This is a genomic window from Massilia sp. 01N417 (assembly GCF_056399645.1).
In genome coordinates, this window is the sequence record NZ_JBFTRS010000024.1 from 84,604 (window position 1) to 100,154 (window position 15,551).

Sequence of the window (15,551 nt, forward strand, 5' to 3'; positions counted from 1 at the left end):
CCGATGAACAAACCATTCGCAGCCTTGCTGGCGGCAATGCTGGCGCTGGCCGGCTGCCAGACCCCGCCCGCCGACACGACCTACGACGCCATCAGGAATGAAGTGGCGCGCGATGCCGCCAAACGCCCGGCGGCGCCGGCCGTCGACGATGCGGTCGCGAATGCGCTGCTGCCGCCGGCATCCAGCCTGGCGACCCAGCTGCCGAAGGCGCGCCCGGCGCTGGAGGAGCGCTTCAACGTCTCCTTCAATAACGTTCCGGCCCAGCAGTTCTTCCGCTCGATCGTCGCCGGCACCCGCTACAACATCCTGGTGCATCCGGACGTCAGCGGCTCCATCACCGTCAACCTGAAGGACGTGACCCTGCAGGAGACCCTGGACGCGGTGCGCGAAGTCTACGGCTACGACTACAAGATCGACGGCACCCGCATCTCGGTCAAGCCGCTGACCATGCAAACGAAGATGTTCCGCGTGAACTACCTGGTCGGCAGCCGCCGCGGCGTGTCGAACCTGCGCGTGTCCTCGACCTCGGTGGCGAATGCCGTCAACAACCAGAACGGCAATGGCAACGGCAACCAGAACAACGGCAACAACCAGAACAACAACCAGAACCAGAACAACCCGAACAATCCCAACGGCCAGAACCAGAACCAGATCGAGAGCACCGACGTCAGCACCACCTCGAACAATGACTTCTGGACCGACCTGAAAGCGGCCATCGAAGCCATCGTCGGCTCGAAGGCGGATGGGCGCAGCATCGTCGTCAGCCCGCAGTCGGGCGTGGTGGTGATCCGCGCCATGCCGGACGAACTGCGCAACGTCGACGCCTACCTGAAGGCGACCCAGCTGGCGGTCGACCGCCAGGTGATTCTGGAAGCGAAGATCCTCGAGGTCGAGCTGAACGACAGCTTCCAGAGCGGCGTGAACTGGGCGTCCTTCGCCTCGATCAGGAGCGGTCATGACAATCGCGTCTCGGGCGGCCTGGTAGCGCCGGGTTCGAGCCTGACGCCGCTGCCCTTCAACGGCGGCCAGCCGGGCGTCATCAGCGATCCGAGCACCGGGCTGTCGGCCAGCACCGGCTTCTCGCTGTCGAATGCGGCCGGCGCCGCCGGCTCGATGTTCGGCCTGGCGGTCCAGACCAGCAATTTCGCCGCCCTGATCTCCTTCCTCGAGACCCAGGGCACGGTGCACGTGCTGTCGAGCCCACGGGTGGCTGCGGTCAACAACCAGAAGGCGGTGCTGAAGATCGGCACCGACGAGTTCTACGTGACCGGCGTGAGCACCACCACCAACGCCAACGCGACCGGCAATACCACGACCCCGAACGTGACCCTGCAGGCCTTCTTCTCGGGCGTGGTGCTGGACGTGACGCCGCAGATCGACGACCGCGGCAACATCCTGCTCCACGTGCACCCGTCGGTGAGCCAGGTCTCCACCGTGAACAAGGCCGTGAGCCTGGGCACGGCCGGCAACCTGAACCTGCCGCTGGCGGCGTCGGCCACCTCGGAGCTGGACAGCATCGTGCGCGGTTCGAACGGCCAGGTGGTGGCAATCGGCGGCCTGATGCGCCAGTCCTCGACCTCCGACAATTCGCAGGTGCCGGTGGCCGGCAACGTACCGGTATTGGGCAACCTGTTCGGCGCCAAGAAGCGCGTCAACCAGAAGCGCGAGCTGGTGGTGCTGATCAAGCCGACCATCGTCGAAGGCATCAACAACTGGAACGACGACCTGCTCGATGCCGGCCGCCGCATCGAGCAGCTCGACCCGCGCACCCGAGGGATGCGGTAATGTACAGCGCCCACTTCGGCCTGCGCGAGCCGCCCTTCGGGATCACGCCCGACACCAGCTTCTTCTTCGGCAGCCCGGGTTCGCAGGAAGCGCTGAACACCCTGCTGGTGGCGGCGCGCAACGGCGAAGGCTTCATCAAGATCACCGGCGAAGTCGGCACCGGCAAGACCCTCCTGTGCCGCAAGTTCATGGCGACCCTGGGCGACAGCTTCGTCACCGCCTACATTCCGAATCCCTACCTGGAGCCGCGCACCCTGATGCTGGCCCTGGCCGACGAGCTCGAGATCGCCCTCGACAAGGACGTCGACCAGCACCGCCTGCTGAAGTCCATCATGGATCGCCTGCTCCTTCTTGCCGGTCAGGGCAAGCGCGTGCTGCTCTGCCTCGACGAGGCCCAGGCGATCCCGGTCGAGAGCCTGGAAGCGCTGCGCCTGCTGACCAACCTCGAAACGGAAAAGCGCAAGCTGCTGCAGATCGTGCTGTTCGGCCAGCCGGAGCTGAACCGCAAGCTGGAGCTGGAATCGATCCGCCAGCTGGCCCAGCGCATCACCTTCCACTACCACCTCGGGCCGTTGAGCCGCGACGACCTCGATTTCTACGTCGCCCACCGCCTGCGCGTGGCCGGCTTTGCCGGCGCCCGCCTGTTTTCCAGCGGCGCGGTCGCCAGCCTGTACAAGGCCAGCGGCGGCGTGCCGCGCCTGGTCAACGTGCTGGCGCATAAATCGCTGATGCTCTGCTACGGCGAGGGCAGCCACAGCATCACGCGCGCCCACGTGAACGCGGCGGCGAAGGATACGCTGGCGACCAGCGCCAAGGGCAAGGGCGGGCGCCGCTTCCTGCCCTGGGCTGCCATCGGCGCCGTGCTGGCCGGCGCGGCCGCCAGCGTCGGCTGGGCGATCACACGATGACGAGCCTGCGATGAGCCTGATTAACAAGATGCTCCAGGATCTCGACTCGCGCGCCACGCCGGGCGCCGAGTCCTTGCCGTCCCAGATCCGGCCGGTGGCGCGCGAGCGTGAGCGCTTGGGCGGGCGCGTCGATGGCCGCACCCTCGGGCTGGTCGCAGCCGCTACCGGCGCGGCCGTGCTCATCGCCCTGGGGTCCTGGTATGGCTGGGGGCAAGTCCAGGCGAATCGTGGGGGCGCGAAGCCGGACGTGGTGGCTGCCGCACCGCTGCAGGTGAAGCCGGCGTCCGCCGCGACCCTGCCGGCGCCGGCGCCGGTGACGCTTGTGTCTCCAGCCCCGGTCGTGGCGCCGGTCGCCGACCTGCCCGCAGCCGTGTCAGCCGCCCCTGCGCCCGCCGCAGCCGTCCGCCACGACCACAGGTTCGACGCGCCGCCGGCCGCCGGCGTGCATCCGAAAAGCGTCGACGGCTACGCGCCGGACAGCGACGAAGCCCGCGCCGCGCGCCAGGCCATCATGGCGGAGCTGCAGGCGCGCATGGCGTCGAGCACCCCCAGTCCACTGGCTCGCGCCCGTGCCGCCACGCACGAAGCGAAGCCGAAGGACAAAGCCACGGCCAGGACGGTGGCTCGCCAGGAAGGCAAGGCAGCAGCGCCGTCGCGGGTGGCCGACAGCGCCGCCGACACCGTCAGGGACAAGCGCAGCGCCGGGCAGGGCCGCCAGGAATCGGGCGCCCAGCGCGCCGAGGGCGAATACCGCCACGCGCTGAACGCACTGCAGGATGGCCGGATGACGGAAGCGGTCGCCGCGCTGGAGCAGGCGCTGAAGCTGGATCCGAACCACGATGCGGCGCGCCAGACCCTGGTCGGGCTGCTGATCGAAGCGAAGCGCACCGACGAGGCGATCCGCCACCTGCAGGCCGGCCTGATCCTCGACCCGCGCCAGCCGGCGCTGGCCATGCTGCTGGCGCGCCTGCAGATCGAACGCGGCGCCTCCGGCATCGATACCCTCACGCGCACCTTGCCCTACGCCGGCAACAACGCCGACTACCACGCCTTCCTGGCCGGCGCCCTGCAGCGCCAGCAGCGCTACGGCGAGGCGGCCGAGCAGTACCAGGCCGCGCTGCGGACCGCGCCCGCCAATGGCGTGTGGTGGATGGGACTGGGGATGTCGCTGCAGGCCGACAAGCGCAATGCGGAAGCGCTGGAAGCCTTCCAGCGCGCGCGCGCGAGCGGGAGCTTGTCGGCGGAGTTGCAGGCGTTCGTGGAGCGTCGGGTGCAGCAGCTGGGACGCTGAGCGAAGCCCGCAACACTGGCACGTCGTCCCCGCGAAGGCTGGGACCCAGGTTCTGCTCGAGTTAAGCTGGCGGGCCGTCGCTCCCGACCGCTCTTATACCTTCGCCAAGCGCTCCAGCGCCACCGCCAACGTCTCATCCTGCTTCGCAAAGCAGAACCGCACGATCCCCGACTCCTTCCCCTGGCTGTAGAAAGCCGACACCGGAATCGCCGCCACCTTGATCTCGCGCGTCAGCCACTGCGCGAACGCCGATTCGCTCAGGTCGGAAATGCCGTCGTACTTCACGCACTGGAAATAGGTGCCGTCCGCCGGCAGAAGGGTGAAGCGGGTATTCGCCAGGCCTGCGCGGAACAGGTCGCGCTTCTTCTGGTAGAAGGCGGGCAGCTCCAGGTAGGGCCCGGGGTCGCGCATATAGCCGGCCAGGCCGTGCTGCATCGGCGTGTTGACGGTGAAGACGTTGTACTGGTGGACCTTGCGGAACTCGGCCATGAGGCTCGCCGGCGCCGCCACGTAGCCGACCTTCCAGCCGGTCACGTGATAGGTCTTGCCGAAGCTCGAGACGACGAAGGCGCGCCCCGCCAGCCTCGGATCGCGGCTGACCGATTCGTGCCGCTGGCCGTCGAAGACCATGTGTTCGTAGACTTCGTCGGACAGGATCAGGATGTCGGTGCCGTCGACGATGGCGGCGAGGGCGTCGAGGTCGCTCTTGCGCAGGATGGAGCCGGTCGGGTTGTGCGGGCTGTTGATGACGATCATCCGGGTGCGCGGCGTCACCGCGGTGGCGATCTCGTCCCAGGGCACACTGTAGCCATTCTCTCCGACCCGCATCGACACGGTCACCGGCACGCCGCCGGCCAGCTGCACGGCAGGCAGGTAGCTGTCGTAGGCCGGTTCGATGATGATGACTTCCTCGCCCGGATGCACGGCGCACAGGATGGCGGTGGTCAGGGCCTGGGTGGCGCCGGCCGTGACGGTGATCTCGGTGGCGGCATCGTAGGCGTGGCCGTACAGGGCCTGGAGCTTGGCGGCGATGGTTTCGCGCAGCAGCGGCACGCCGGACATCGGCGGGTACTGGTTCAGGCCGGCGCGCATGGCCTCGTCGACCAGGTCGAGCAGGCGCGGGTCGCAGCCGAAGTCGGGGAAGCCCTGGCCGAGGTTGACCGCGCCATGCTCGCTGGCGAGCGCAGACATGAGGGTGAACACGGTGGTGCCGACGGCCGGCAGGCGCGATCGAAGGACGGGAGTGGGCATGGCGGTTCTTAGAGGTTGGGGTCGAGTTTAAGCCAGGCGTCCGGCGTCATGATCCGGTACAGGCCTTCGCGCACGGTCTTCTTGGCCAGCTTGAGCAAGGCCTTGTCCTTGGTGATCAGGATGGCGGCATCGGCGTCGCGCGCGATTTCGAGGAATTTCTGGTCGTCGCGGTCGGTGCAGACGGGCAGGCGGATCGCGCGGCTGTCGGGCGCCACCACACGGATCAGGGCGTCGAAGCGGGCGGCCGCGTCCGGGCGCGTGCTGTCGTCGAGCGGCAGGTGAGGGTAGTGCAGGACGTACAGGTATTCGTCGCGGCAATCGGCGCGGGTCACTGCCTGGACCGCGCCGCTCTCGAGCGCGGCCAGCAGGCCGGCCCAGCGCGGGTCGCGGAAAACGAAGAGGTCGAGGCAGACATTGGTATCGATGACGATGGGTTTGGCTGAAGCGGGTATCATGTCGGCAATTTTACTTGTTGTACGCATTTCTCACCCATGCTGATCGTTCTTTCGCCCGCCAAATCGCTCGACCTCGACACGCCGCCCACCACCGACCGCAGGACGACCCCGCAATTCATCGACCGCGCCGCGGAGCTGATCCGCGTGCTGAAGGACTATTCGCCGGCCCAGGTCGGCGCCCTGATGAGTATCTCCGACCCGCTGGCGGTGCTGAACGTGACCCGCTACGCCAGCTGGCACCCCGACCACAGCGAAGCGCGCCAGGCCGTGATGTCCTTCGACGGCGACGTCTACACCGGCCTCGACGCGCGCAGCCTCGACGCCAGGGCGCTGGACTACGTGCAGGACCACGTGCGCATCCTGTCCGGCCTGTACGGCGTGCTGCGCCCGCTCGACCAGATGCATCCCTACCGCCTGGAGATGGGCACCAGGCTGGCCAACCCACGCGGCAAGGACCTGTACGCCTTCTGGGGCGAGCTCGTCACCGGCGCGCTGAACGAGGCGCTGGCCGCGAACGGCGCTACCGCGCTGGTGAACCTGGCGTCGGAAGAGTACTTCAAGTCGGTCAAGCCCAAGCTGCTGAGCGTGCCGCTGGTCGTTCCCGTGTTCGAGGACTGGAAGAACGGCAAGTACAAGATCATCTCCTTCTTCGCCAAGCGGGCGCGGGGGATGATGGCGCGTTACGCGGCGGAACGGGGAATTCGCGATCCGCAGGACTTGAAGGGCTTCGATGTCGATGGATATGCGTTTGACGGAAGCGTGTCGACGGAGAAGGAGTGGGTGTTCAGGCGGCGGGTCGAGGCGTGAAGCGCGCGCATTATCGGCGCCTTTGAAACCTCGTCCCGCCTTCGCGGAAACGACGATCTAGCGGTACGAAAATAAGAACGCCCGCATCGAGCGGGCGTTTGTCATTTACTGCACGGCATCCTTCGGCGCCGGCTGCGGCCCCGACTTGGCCCAGAACTTCCACCACGGCGCATCGCCGCTGCCCTTGCCACCCAGGAAGTGGCTGTTCGGGTAGTTGGCCTGGAACACACGCTGGGTGTCGTCGCGCAGGTCGAACATGCCCAGCTTGTCGTAGCTGCGGATCATGATGAACAGCGCTTCCTCGCGCGCCGGCGAGGTCGGGAAGTTGGTGACGGCTTCCTGGGCGCGGTTCAGCGAGGCCAGGTAGGCGCCGCGGCGGTAGTAGTAGTTCGCCACGTGGACTTCGTAGGAAGCCATCGCGTTGATCAGGTAGTTCATGCGCTGGATCGAGTCCGGCGCGTATTTGCTGTTCGGGAACTTGTCGACCAGTTCCTTGAAAGCGGCGAAGGCTTCGCGGGTCGCTTTCGGGTCGCGTTCGGTCGGATCCTGCGAATAGATGAAGCTCATGAAGCCGATCTGGTCGTTGAAGTTGATCAGACCGCGCAGGTAATACATATAGTCGACCTGCGGATGATTCGGGTGCAGCTTGATGAAGCGTTCCACCGCGGCCAGCGCCTCGGCCTGGTCCTGGGCTTTATAGTGCGCGTAGGCGATTTCCATCTGCGCCTGGGTCGCATAGGTACCGAAGGGATAGTTGGTTTCCAGCTTTTCGAAGAGCTTGATGGCGGCTTCGTAGTGGGCGCCATCCATTTCTTCACGCGCCTCAGCGTATAATTTCGATGCTGACACGTTCTTGCTTTCGTCGGACTTTCCCGGCAACAAGCCGCAAGCTGACAAACTGAGCAGAGCACCCGTCACAACCAATACAGACAATTTTTTTTGCATAGCTTTTTGCAAGAAAGTTTTTACCGAGATACAACGAACGGCTGATTATAGCCGATGGGAACAACGTGATATTAAATGCTGCGCCGAATTCGGCGGAAATGCCTCTCGACCCCGATTTGGACGACGACCTGGACGCCGAGTTCGCACCACAACCCGGCCTGGCGCCGAGTGGTGTCGACTTCTCGCCGATTACCCTGACCCTGGACCCGTCGCACTGCGGCCAGCGCCTCGACAAAGTCGTGGCCGGCCTGGTGCCGCAGTTCTCGCGCAGCCGCCTGCAGCAATGGTTCGACGAAGGCCACGTCACCGTCGACGGCAAGCCGGCCAAGGGCAAGGGCACCGCCTACGGCGACGAGACCGTGCTGGTCCTGCCCCAGCCGGCGCCGGAAGATACGGCCTATACGCCGGAAGCAATGGAACTGAACATCGTCTACGAAGACGAGTCCATCCTCGTGATCAACAAGCCGGCCGGCCTGGTGGTCCACCCGGGTTCGGGCAACTGGTCGGGCACGCTCCTGAACGGCCTGCTGCATTACTGCCCGCAACTGGTCTCGGTGCCGCGCGCCGGCATCGTGCACCGCCTCGACAAGGATACCAGCGGCCTGATGGTGGTCGGCAAGACCCTCGAAGCCCAGACCGACCTGGTGCGCCAGCTGGCGGCCCGTACCGTCAAGCGCGAATACTTCGCCCTCGTATGGGGCACGCCGCGCCTATCCGGCACCGTCGATTCGCCGATCAGCCGCCACCCGACCGAGCGCACCAAGATGGCGGTGTCGAATGCGCCGATGGCCAAGCCGGCCATCACGCATTACGAGCTGCTGGCGAAGGGCGAACTGGACCGCCGTCCGGTGAGCCTGGTGCAGTGCCGCCTCGAAACCGGCCGCACCCACCAGATCCGCGTGCACATGCAGTCGCTGGGCTACAGCCTCGTCGGTGACACCGTGTACGGCAAATCCCACCTGCTGTCCTTCTTCCACCGCCAGGCGCTGCAGGCGCGCCGCCTGGGCCTGACCCATCCGGCCACCGGCGAACACATGGAATGGGTGGTGCCGCTCGCCGACGACTTCGCGGAACTGCTGGAACGCGCCGGCATCGACGAGCCGGAAGCGGCCTGATGCCGGGGCTCCATCCCGGGCACCTGGTGCGGCCGGACTGGCCGGACCTGCCCGCCAACATCGATGCGCTGGCGACCACCCGCCTGGGCGGCGTCAGCGTTGCGCCTTTCGATGACGGCAACGGCGGCGGCGGCCTCAACCTGGGCCTGCACGTGAAGGACGACCCCGACGCCGTCGCCGAAAACCGTGCGCGCCTGCAGACCCTGCTGCCGGGACGTCCGGCCTGGATCGCGCAGGTCCACGGCGCCGACGTGGTCGATGCCGCCACGGTCCAGCCCGGCGGACCGGTGCGCACCGGGGACGCCAGCATCGCGGCGCAAGCGGGCGTGGTGTGCGCGATCCTGACCGCCGATTGTCTGCCGGTGCTGTTCGCCGACCTCGAAGGCAAGGTGGTGGGCGCGGCCCATGCCGGCTGGCGCGGGCTGGCTGGTGGCGTGCTGGGCGCCACCATCGCCGCGATGCGCGCGCAAGGCGCGGGCGAGATCACGGCCTGGCTTGGTCCGGCCATCGGACCGGAGGCTTTCGAGGTCGGCACCGACGTGCTGGATGCCTTTCGCGCCGCGCTGCCGGACGGTGGAGCAGAGGAGGGCTTCCGGCCTTATCCCGGGCGCGAAGGCAAGTATCTGGCGAACATGCCGCTGCTGGCGCGCCGGTTGCTGGCGGGCGACGGTGTGACCCGCGTGCACGGCGGCGACCGCTGCACTTTCACGGAACGCGATCGTTTCTATTCGTACCGGCGCGACGGCGCGGGCAGCGGGCGTCAAGCGAGTTTGATCTACATTAAGTTGTAGGGGTGTCCGGGCGCTTGGAGTGCTTGGCGTCCCGCTTGCGCGCGCGGCCACGCCGCCACGCTCCCGTCAGGTAGAAAACGAGAGATAATGGCAACACGCCGTAAAACAGGAAGGTCATGATGCCGGCAACCACGGAAGGCTCGGTGGCCGCCATCAGGGTCACGACATACATCCATCCGATGGCGACGATCCACATAAGACTTTCCTTTGTTGCACGCTCGAATACCCGATTCTAAACAATGGACGCCGATATGAATACGCCCGAAGCTTTCGCGCAGCCTGGCGCTGCATGGATGTCGCAGTTTTCCGATCCCTCCGTTTGGCAGTCCTGGATGAAGTTTGCCGACCCCTCGGCGTTTGGCGGCGGCATGGCCCAGCAGGCGGCGCCGGTGATGCGCATGCTGGGCGATTTCGGCGCCGGCCTGCCCCAGGCCAAGCTCGAAGCGATGCGCAACGACTACCTGCAGAAGGCGATGCGCCTGTGGCAGGACGTCATGAGCGGCAAGACGCCCGAGTTCAAGGACAGGCGCTTCTCGGCGCCCGAATGGACGGCGAACCCGGTGTCATCCTTCAGCGCCGCGTCCTACCTCCTGAATGCCGAATTCCTGATGGCGATGGCCGAGGCGGTCGAAGCGCCGCCGCGCGACAAGCAGAAGATCCGTTTCGCGGTGCAGCAGATCGTCGACGCCTTGTCGCCGGCCAATTTCCTGGCGACGAATCCGGAAGCCCAGCAGAAACTGCTCGAGACCAAGGGCGAGAGTCTGACCAAGGGTCTGCAGAACATGCTGGCCGATATGCAGAAGGGCCGGATCTCGCAATCCGACGAGTCGGCCTTCGAGGTCGGCCGCAACGTCGGCGTCACGCCCGGCACCGTCGTGTTCGAGAACGATATGTTCCAGCTGATCCAGTACACGCCGGCGACCCCGACCGTGCACGAGGTGCCGCTGCTGATGGTGCCGCCCTGCATCAACAAGTTCTACATCCTCGACCTGCAGCCGGAAAATTCGCTGGTGCGCTATCTGGTGGAGCAGGGCAATACCGTATTCATGATGTCCTGGCGTAATCCGGACCAGACGATGGGCAACAAGACCTGGGACGACTTCGTCGACCAGGGCGCGGTCAAGGCCATCGACGTCGCCCGCGAGATCTCCGGCAAGGAAAAGGTGAACGTGTTCGGCTTCTGCGTCGGCGGCACCATCGCCGCCAGCGCGCTGGCAGTCGAGGCGGCGCGCGGACGCCAGCCGGCGGCCAGCCTGTCGCTGTTCACGACCCTGCTCGACTTTGCCGACAATGGCGTGCTGGACGTCTTCGTCGACGAGACCCAGGTCGCGCTGCGCGAACAGCAACTGGCGAAGGGCGGCCTGATGCCGGGACGCGACCTGGCGACGACCTTCTCCTCGCTGCGTCCGAACGACCTGGTATGGAACTATGTCCAGCAGAACTATCTGAAGGGTAAGACCCCGCCTGCCTTCGACCTGCTGTACTGGAACGCCGACAGTACCAACCTGCCGGGCCCGATGTTCTGCTGGTACCTGCGCAATACCTATCTGGAGAACAAGCTGAAGGTGCCGGGCGCGCTGACCGTGGCCGGCGTCCAGGTCGACCTCGGCAAGATCGATTGCCCGGTCTTCGTCTATGGCTCGAAGGAAGACCATATCGTGCCCTGGGAAGCGGCGTTCGCCTCGATGAACCTGCTGAACCCGAAAAAGCCGAAGGCGAATCGCTTCGTGCTGGGTGCCTCCGGCCACATCGCCGGCGTGATCAATCCGGCCTCGAAAGGCAAGCGCAGCCACTGGGTGAACCAGGCGAATGGCCGCAATCGCCCCAAGAGCGCGGCCGACTGGTTCGCCGGCGCCACGGAAGTGAAGGGCAGCTGGTGGGCGGAATGGGCGAAATTCCTGGCCGAGAACGGCGGCAAGGACGTCCCGCCGCCGGCCCAGCCGGGCAATGCGCATTACCAGCCGATCGAAGCGGCACCCGGCCGCTACGTGAAGGCACGTGCCGACTGAGTTCTTAATAGACAGGCAACTTGCTTTAAAAATACGTGAGTTGCCTGTTGAATAATTGCTGCGCCTGCGATCACAACGTGGTATTTTAGAGAATATCCTCTTGGAATCGGAGACGCCCGCGGCTCGGCTAGCCGGTCCGCGGACCGCATAACAGAGCGCCGCGGCGCAATATTTGGAACCTGAGATGAGCAGTGGAAAAAAGAGTAGCGAACGCCTGATCAAGAAGTACCCGAACCGACGTCTGTACGACACCCAGACCAGCTCCTACATCACCCTGTCCGACGTCAAGCAGCTCGTGCTGGACGCCGACGAATTCACCGTGGTCGACGCCAAGACCAACGAAGACCTGACCCGCAGCATCCTCCTGCAGATCATCCTGGAAGAAGAAGCACACGGCGCGCCGATGTTCTCGAGCGCCGTGCTGTCGCAGATCATCCGTTACTACGGCCATGCGATGCAGGGCATGATGGGCTCCTACCTGGAAAAGAACGTCCAGGCCTTCACTGACATCCAGAACAAGTTCGTCGGCTCGGCCGCCGGCGCCCTCGAAGGCAAACCCTTCTCGACCGAGATGTGGACCCAGTTCATGAACATCCAGGGCCCGATGATGCAGGGCATGATGAACAACTACATCGACCAGAGCAAGAACCTGTTCCTGCAGATGCAGGAGCAGATGCAGAGCCAGAGCAAGGCGATGTTCGGGACTTTCCCGTTTGGGGTGCCGACGGATACCAAGAAGTAAATCGCCATCGCACCACCGTCGTTCCCGCGAAAGCGGGAACCCATGCTGAGGCGCCAACGTCGATCAGGCAGCGGTCTCGCAAATAGTTCGAATTCGGCAGCTCAGTATGGATCCCCGCCTTCGCGGGGATGACGGTGTGGCGCAGCGATCCCATTCCGCCACTCAGCAGTCCCCAAAATCACCCCTTGGTTTTCCTGATCCCCCGCTTCCTGTACAATCGCGGATTGCCCAGAATTTTCCGTCGCAATCCACATGCCTGAACTCCGCCGCAATCCGCTTCCCGCCTCCCAAGATTCCGCAGCCGCCGTCGCCGAGGCTCCGGCTTCGAACCCGGTCGTGATCCCGCCGGCCGCGCCCGGCGTTGCCGCGCCCAAGGTCGGCTTCGTCTCGCTCGGCTGCCCGAAGGCCCTGGTCGACTCCGAACAGATTCTGACCCAGCTGCGCGCGGAAGGCTACGAGACCGCGAATTCCTACAACGGCGCCGACCTCGTGATCGTCAACACCTGCGGCTTCATCGACGCCGCCGTGCAGGAATCGCTGGACGCCATCGGCGAAGCCCTGGCCGAGAACGGCAAAGTGATCGTCACCGGCTGCCTCGGCGCCAAGAAGGATGCGGCGGGCGACGACATCATCACCAAGGTGCACCCGAAGGTGCTGGCCGTGACCGGTCCGCACGCCGTCACCGAAGTGATGGAATCGGTCCACCTGCACCTGCCGAAGCCGCACGATCCCTTCATCGACCTGGTGCCGGACCACGGCGTCAAGCTGACCCCGAAGCACTACGCCTACCTGAAGATCTCGGAAGGCTGCAATCACCGCTGCAGCTTCTGCATCATCCCGTCGATGCGCGGCGACCTGGTCTCGCGTCCGATCCACGAAGTGCTGCAGGAAGCGCAAAACCTCTTCAAGGCCGGCGTCAAGGAACTGCTGGTGATCTCGCAGGACACCAGCGCCTACGGCGTCGACGTGAAATTCCGCACCGGCTTCTGGAACGGCCGTCCGATCAAGACCCACATGACCCAGCTGGCCGAGGCCCTGGGCGAGATGGCCAGGCAGTACGGCGCCTGGGTGCGCATGCACTACGTCTACCCCTACCCGCACGTCGACCAGGTGATCCCGCTGATGGGCGAGAACCTCGTGCCTTACCTGGACATCCCGCTGCAGCACGCGCATCCAGACGTCCTGAAGCGCATGAAGCGTCCGGCCAGCGGCGAGAAGAACCTGGACCGCATCCTGGCCTGGCGCAAGATGAACCCGGACCTGGTGATCCGTTCGACCTTCATCGCCGGTTTCCCGGGCGAAACGGAAGAGGAATTCGAATACCTGCTGGACTTCCTGCGCGAGGCGCAGATCGACCGCCTGGGCTGCTTCGCCTACTCGCCGGTCGAAGGCGCGACCGCCAACGAACTGGCGAATCCTGTGCCGGAAGCCGTACGCGAGGAACGCCGCGCGCGGGTGATGCTGCTGCAGGAAGAGATCTCGCTGAAGCGCATGCAGGCCAAGGTCGGCAAGAAGATCCGCGTGCTGGTCGACGAAGTCGGACCGCGCGAAGCGATCGGCCGCTCGGCTGCCGACGCGCCGGAAATCGACGGCGTGGTCCACATCAAGCGCGCGCTCCAGCCGGGCAAGGCCAAGCCGGCCGTCGGCGAGTTCATCGAGGTCGTGGTGACCAAGGCGGATGCGCATGATCTTTGGGCGACTGTGGCCTGAACGAGAAACCGCAACTCAACCGCCGTTCCCGCGAAAGCCGGAACCCATACTGAGCCGCAGAATTCGTGTTGTCCGGGCTTTTGCAAGTTCGCCGACTTTGGTAGCTCAGCATGGATCCCCGCTTTCGCGGGGATGACGGGTCAATATGGAGCAAGAACAATGAGCAAAAAATCCCTCCAAACCACCCTGATCCACAGCGACTACCGCGCCCCCGAAGGCTTCGATGCCTTCCCCAGCGCCATCCACCATGCTTCCACGGTCCTGTTCAAGGACGTCGCCAGCATGCGCAGCGGCGACTGGAAGAACAAGAACGCCTACACCTACGGCCTGCACGGGACCCCGACCACCTTCACGCTCGAAGCCCGCCTGGCCGAGATCGAAGGCGGCTCGCACTGCCTGCTGGCGCCGTCCGGCCTGGCCGCGATCTCGATGGTCGACCTGGCTCTGCTGAAATCCGGCGACGACGTCCTGCTGCCGGAAAACGTCTACAACCCGAACCGCGAACTGGGGCGCTGGCTGAGCGCCGACTTCGGCATCACGGCGCGCTACTACGACCCGCTGGTCGGCGCCGGCATCGCGGACCTGATCCAGCCGAACACGAAGCTGATCTGGACCGAGGCGCCGGGTTCGGTGTCGATGGAAGTGCCGGACCTGCCGGCGATGTGCAAGGCGGCGAAAGCGAAGGGCGTGCTGGTCGCGCTCGACAACACCTGGTCGGCCGGCCTCGGCCTGCGCGCCTTCGACCTCGGCGTCGACATCGTCATGCAGGCGCTGACCAAGTACCAGTCCGGCGGATCGGATGTGCTGATGGGCGCCGTGATCACCCGCGAGAAGGCGCTGATCGACCGCATCGCCCTCGCTCACATGCGGCTGGGGATGGGCGTCAGCGCCGACGATGCCTACCTGGTGATGCGCGGCCTGCCGAGCATGAAGCTGCGCTTCGAAGCCCACGACGCGGCGGCGCGCAAGGTGGCGGCGTGGCTCAAGCAGCGTCCGGAAATCGCGAAGGTGCTGCACCCGGCCTTCGAGGATTGCCCCGGCCACGAATTCTTCGAGCGCGATTTCAGCGGCGCCGGCGGCCTGTTCTCGGTGCTGTTCGATGCGCGCTATACGGAAGAGCAGACCGACCGCTTCGTCGATGCGCTGGAGTTGTTCGGCATCGGCTACAGCTGGGGCGGGGCGAACAGCCTGGTGATGCCTTACCGGATTCAGGGGATGCGCCGGAATTGGACGGATGCTGGGGTGCTGGTGCGCTTCAATATCGGGTTGGAAGATACTGATGACCTGATTGCCGATATCGAGCGGGCCTTAGGTAAGCTTTGATCCGTCATTCCCGCTTTCGCGGGAAGTCGTTTCCGGCAATGCCGGGAACGACGGCTTTAAAGCTTAGCCCAGTTCCTTGACCAGCGCCGGCACGACCTCGAACAGGTCGCCGACGATGCCGTAGTCCGCCACCGAGAAGATCGGCGCTTCCGGATCCTTGTTGATGGCGACGATGGTCTTCGAGTCCTTCATGCCGGCCAGGTGCTGGATGGCGCCCGAGATGCCAACCGCGATGTACAGCTGCGGTGCGACGATCTTGCCGGTCTGGCCGACCTGCCAGTCGTTCGGCACGTAGCCGGCGTCCACGGCCGCGCGCGAGGCGCCCATGGCGGCGCCCAGCTTGTCGGCCAGCGGTTCCAGGATCTTGAAGTTCTCGCCCGAACCCATGCCGCGGCCGCCCGAGACGACGATCTTGGCGC

The 15,551-nt window shown here is 65.5% G+C and carries 15 protein-coding genes; 10 read left to right on the forward strand and 5 right to left on the reverse strand.

Annotated features, from left to right (window positions below; all coding sequences use genetic code 11):
* Positions 1–3 precede the first annotated feature (3 nt).
* From mshL to AC1DOQ_RS22390, 3 genes are read left to right on the forward strand one after another with little or no spacing between them, the layout of a single operon-like run.
* Positions 4–1,785, forward strand: a complete 1,782-nt coding sequence (gene mshL / locus AC1DOQ_RS22380) for a pilus (MSHA type) biogenesis protein MshL (RefSeq protein ID WP_477369255.1) — start codon at positions 4–6, stop codon at positions 1,783–1,785.
* The gene (locus AC1DOQ_RS22385) at positions 1,785–2,693 is read left to right on the forward strand and encodes an ExeA family protein (RefSeq protein ID WP_477369257.1); all 909 of its coding nucleotides are present in this window, start codon (positions 1,785–1,787) and stop codon (positions 2,691–2,693) included. Before mshL ends, AC1DOQ_RS22385 begins: the two co-directional genes overlap by 1 nt.
* A 10-nt stretch (positions 2,694–2,703) precedes the next feature.
* Positions 2,704–3,984, forward strand: a complete 1,281-nt coding sequence (locus AC1DOQ_RS22390; RefSeq protein WP_477369259.1) for a tetratricopeptide repeat protein — start codon at positions 2,704–2,706, stop codon at positions 3,982–3,984.
* Positions 3,985–4,077: 93 nt separating this feature from the next.
* Here the strand turns inward: AC1DOQ_RS22390 and AC1DOQ_RS22395 are convergent, their stop codons facing one another.
* Together AC1DOQ_RS22395 and AC1DOQ_RS22400 are read right to left on the reverse strand one after the other, a co-directional pair.
* The gene (locus tag AC1DOQ_RS22395) at positions 4,078–5,235 is read right to left on the reverse strand and encodes a pyridoxal phosphate-dependent aminotransferase (RefSeq protein ID WP_477369261.1); all 1,158 of its coding nucleotides are present in this window, start codon (positions 5,233–5,235) and stop codon (positions 4,078–4,080) included.
* Between the two features lie 8 nt (positions 5,236–5,243).
* Positions 5,244–5,690 (reverse strand): putative toxin-antitoxin system toxin component, PIN family, encoded by a 447-nt coding sequence (locus tag AC1DOQ_RS22400; RefSeq protein ID WP_477369263.1) that lies wholly within the window; start codon positions 5,688–5,690, stop codon positions 5,244–5,246.
* 36 nt (positions 5,691–5,726) lie between these two features.
* Between AC1DOQ_RS22400 and yaaA the strand changes: the two genes are divergently transcribed.
* The gene (yaaA, locus tag AC1DOQ_RS22405) at positions 5,727–6,497 is read left to right on the forward strand and encodes a peroxide stress protein YaaA (RefSeq protein ID WP_477369265.1); all 771 of its coding nucleotides are present in this window, start codon (positions 5,727–5,729) and stop codon (positions 6,495–6,497) included.
* A gap of 105 nt (positions 6,498–6,602) precedes the next feature.
* Here the strand turns inward: yaaA and AC1DOQ_RS22410 are convergent, their stop codons facing one another.
* Positions 6,603–7,442 carry an outer membrane protein assembly factor BamD gene (locus tag AC1DOQ_RS22410; protein WP_477369267.1) on the reverse strand — a complete coding sequence of 280 codons (840 nt, stop codon included), beginning with the start codon at positions 7,440–7,442 and terminating at the stop codon, positions 6,603–6,605.
* 98 nt (positions 7,443–7,540) lie between these two features.
* Here AC1DOQ_RS22410 and AC1DOQ_RS22415 point away from each other — a divergent pair, with 98 nt between their 5' ends.
* Together AC1DOQ_RS22415 and pgeF are read left to right on the forward strand one after the other, a co-directional pair.
* A complete protein-coding gene (locus AC1DOQ_RS22415; protein WP_477369269.1) occupies positions 7,541–8,557 on the forward strand; it encodes an RluA family pseudouridine synthase in 1,017 nt (338 codons plus the stop codon).
* On the forward strand, positions 8,557–9,348 hold the full coding sequence (pgeF, locus tag AC1DOQ_RS22420; protein ID WP_477369271.1) for a peptidoglycan editing factor PgeF: 792 nt from the start codon (positions 8,557–8,559) through the stop codon (positions 9,346–9,348). The genes AC1DOQ_RS22415 and pgeF overlap by 1 nt, the downstream gene beginning before the upstream one ends.
* Here the strand turns inward: pgeF and AC1DOQ_RS22425 are convergent.
* Complete coding sequence (locus AC1DOQ_RS22425) at positions 9,338–9,544, reverse strand: hypothetical protein (RefSeq protein ID WP_477369273.1); 207 nt, start codon at positions 9,542–9,544, stop codon at positions 9,338–9,340. The genes pgeF and AC1DOQ_RS22425 overlap by 11 nt on opposite strands.
* A 55-nt stretch (positions 9,545–9,599) precedes the next feature.
* Here AC1DOQ_RS22425 and phaC point away from each other — a divergent pair, with 55 nt between their 5' ends.
* The 4 genes from phaC to AC1DOQ_RS22445 all read left to right on the forward strand — a co-directional run bounded on the left by phaC (position 9,600) and on the right by AC1DOQ_RS22445 (position 15,132).
* Positions 9,600–11,357, forward strand: a complete 1,758-nt coding sequence (gene phaC / locus AC1DOQ_RS22430) for a class I poly(R)-hydroxyalkanoic acid synthase (protein WP_477369275.1) — start codon at positions 9,600–9,602, stop codon at positions 11,355–11,357.
* A gap of 184 nt (positions 11,358–11,541) precedes the next feature.
* A complete protein-coding gene (gene phaR, locus AC1DOQ_RS22435; RefSeq protein ID WP_477369277.1) occupies positions 11,542–12,099 on the forward strand; it encodes a polyhydroxyalkanoate synthesis repressor PhaR in 558 nt (185 codons plus the stop codon).
* Positions 12,100–12,351: 252 nt separating this feature from the next.
* Complete coding sequence (rimO, locus tag AC1DOQ_RS22440) at positions 12,352–13,809, forward strand: 30S ribosomal protein S12 methylthiotransferase RimO (protein WP_477369279.1); 1,458 nt, start codon at positions 12,352–12,354, stop codon at positions 13,807–13,809.
* A 159-nt stretch (positions 13,810–13,968) separates the two neighbouring features.
* Positions 13,969–15,132, forward strand: a complete 1,164-nt coding sequence (locus AC1DOQ_RS22445) for a cystathionine beta-lyase (RefSeq protein WP_477369281.1) — start codon at positions 13,969–13,971, stop codon at positions 15,130–15,132.
* Positions 15,133–15,195: 63 nt separating this feature from the next.
* On the opposite strand, the gene AC1DOQ_RS22450 is transcribed toward AC1DOQ_RS22445, so the two are convergent.
* Positions 15,196–15,551 (reverse strand): electron transfer flavoprotein subunit alpha/FixB family protein (locus AC1DOQ_RS22450; protein ID WP_477369283.1); only part of this gene is annotated, 356 nt, incomplete at its 5' end.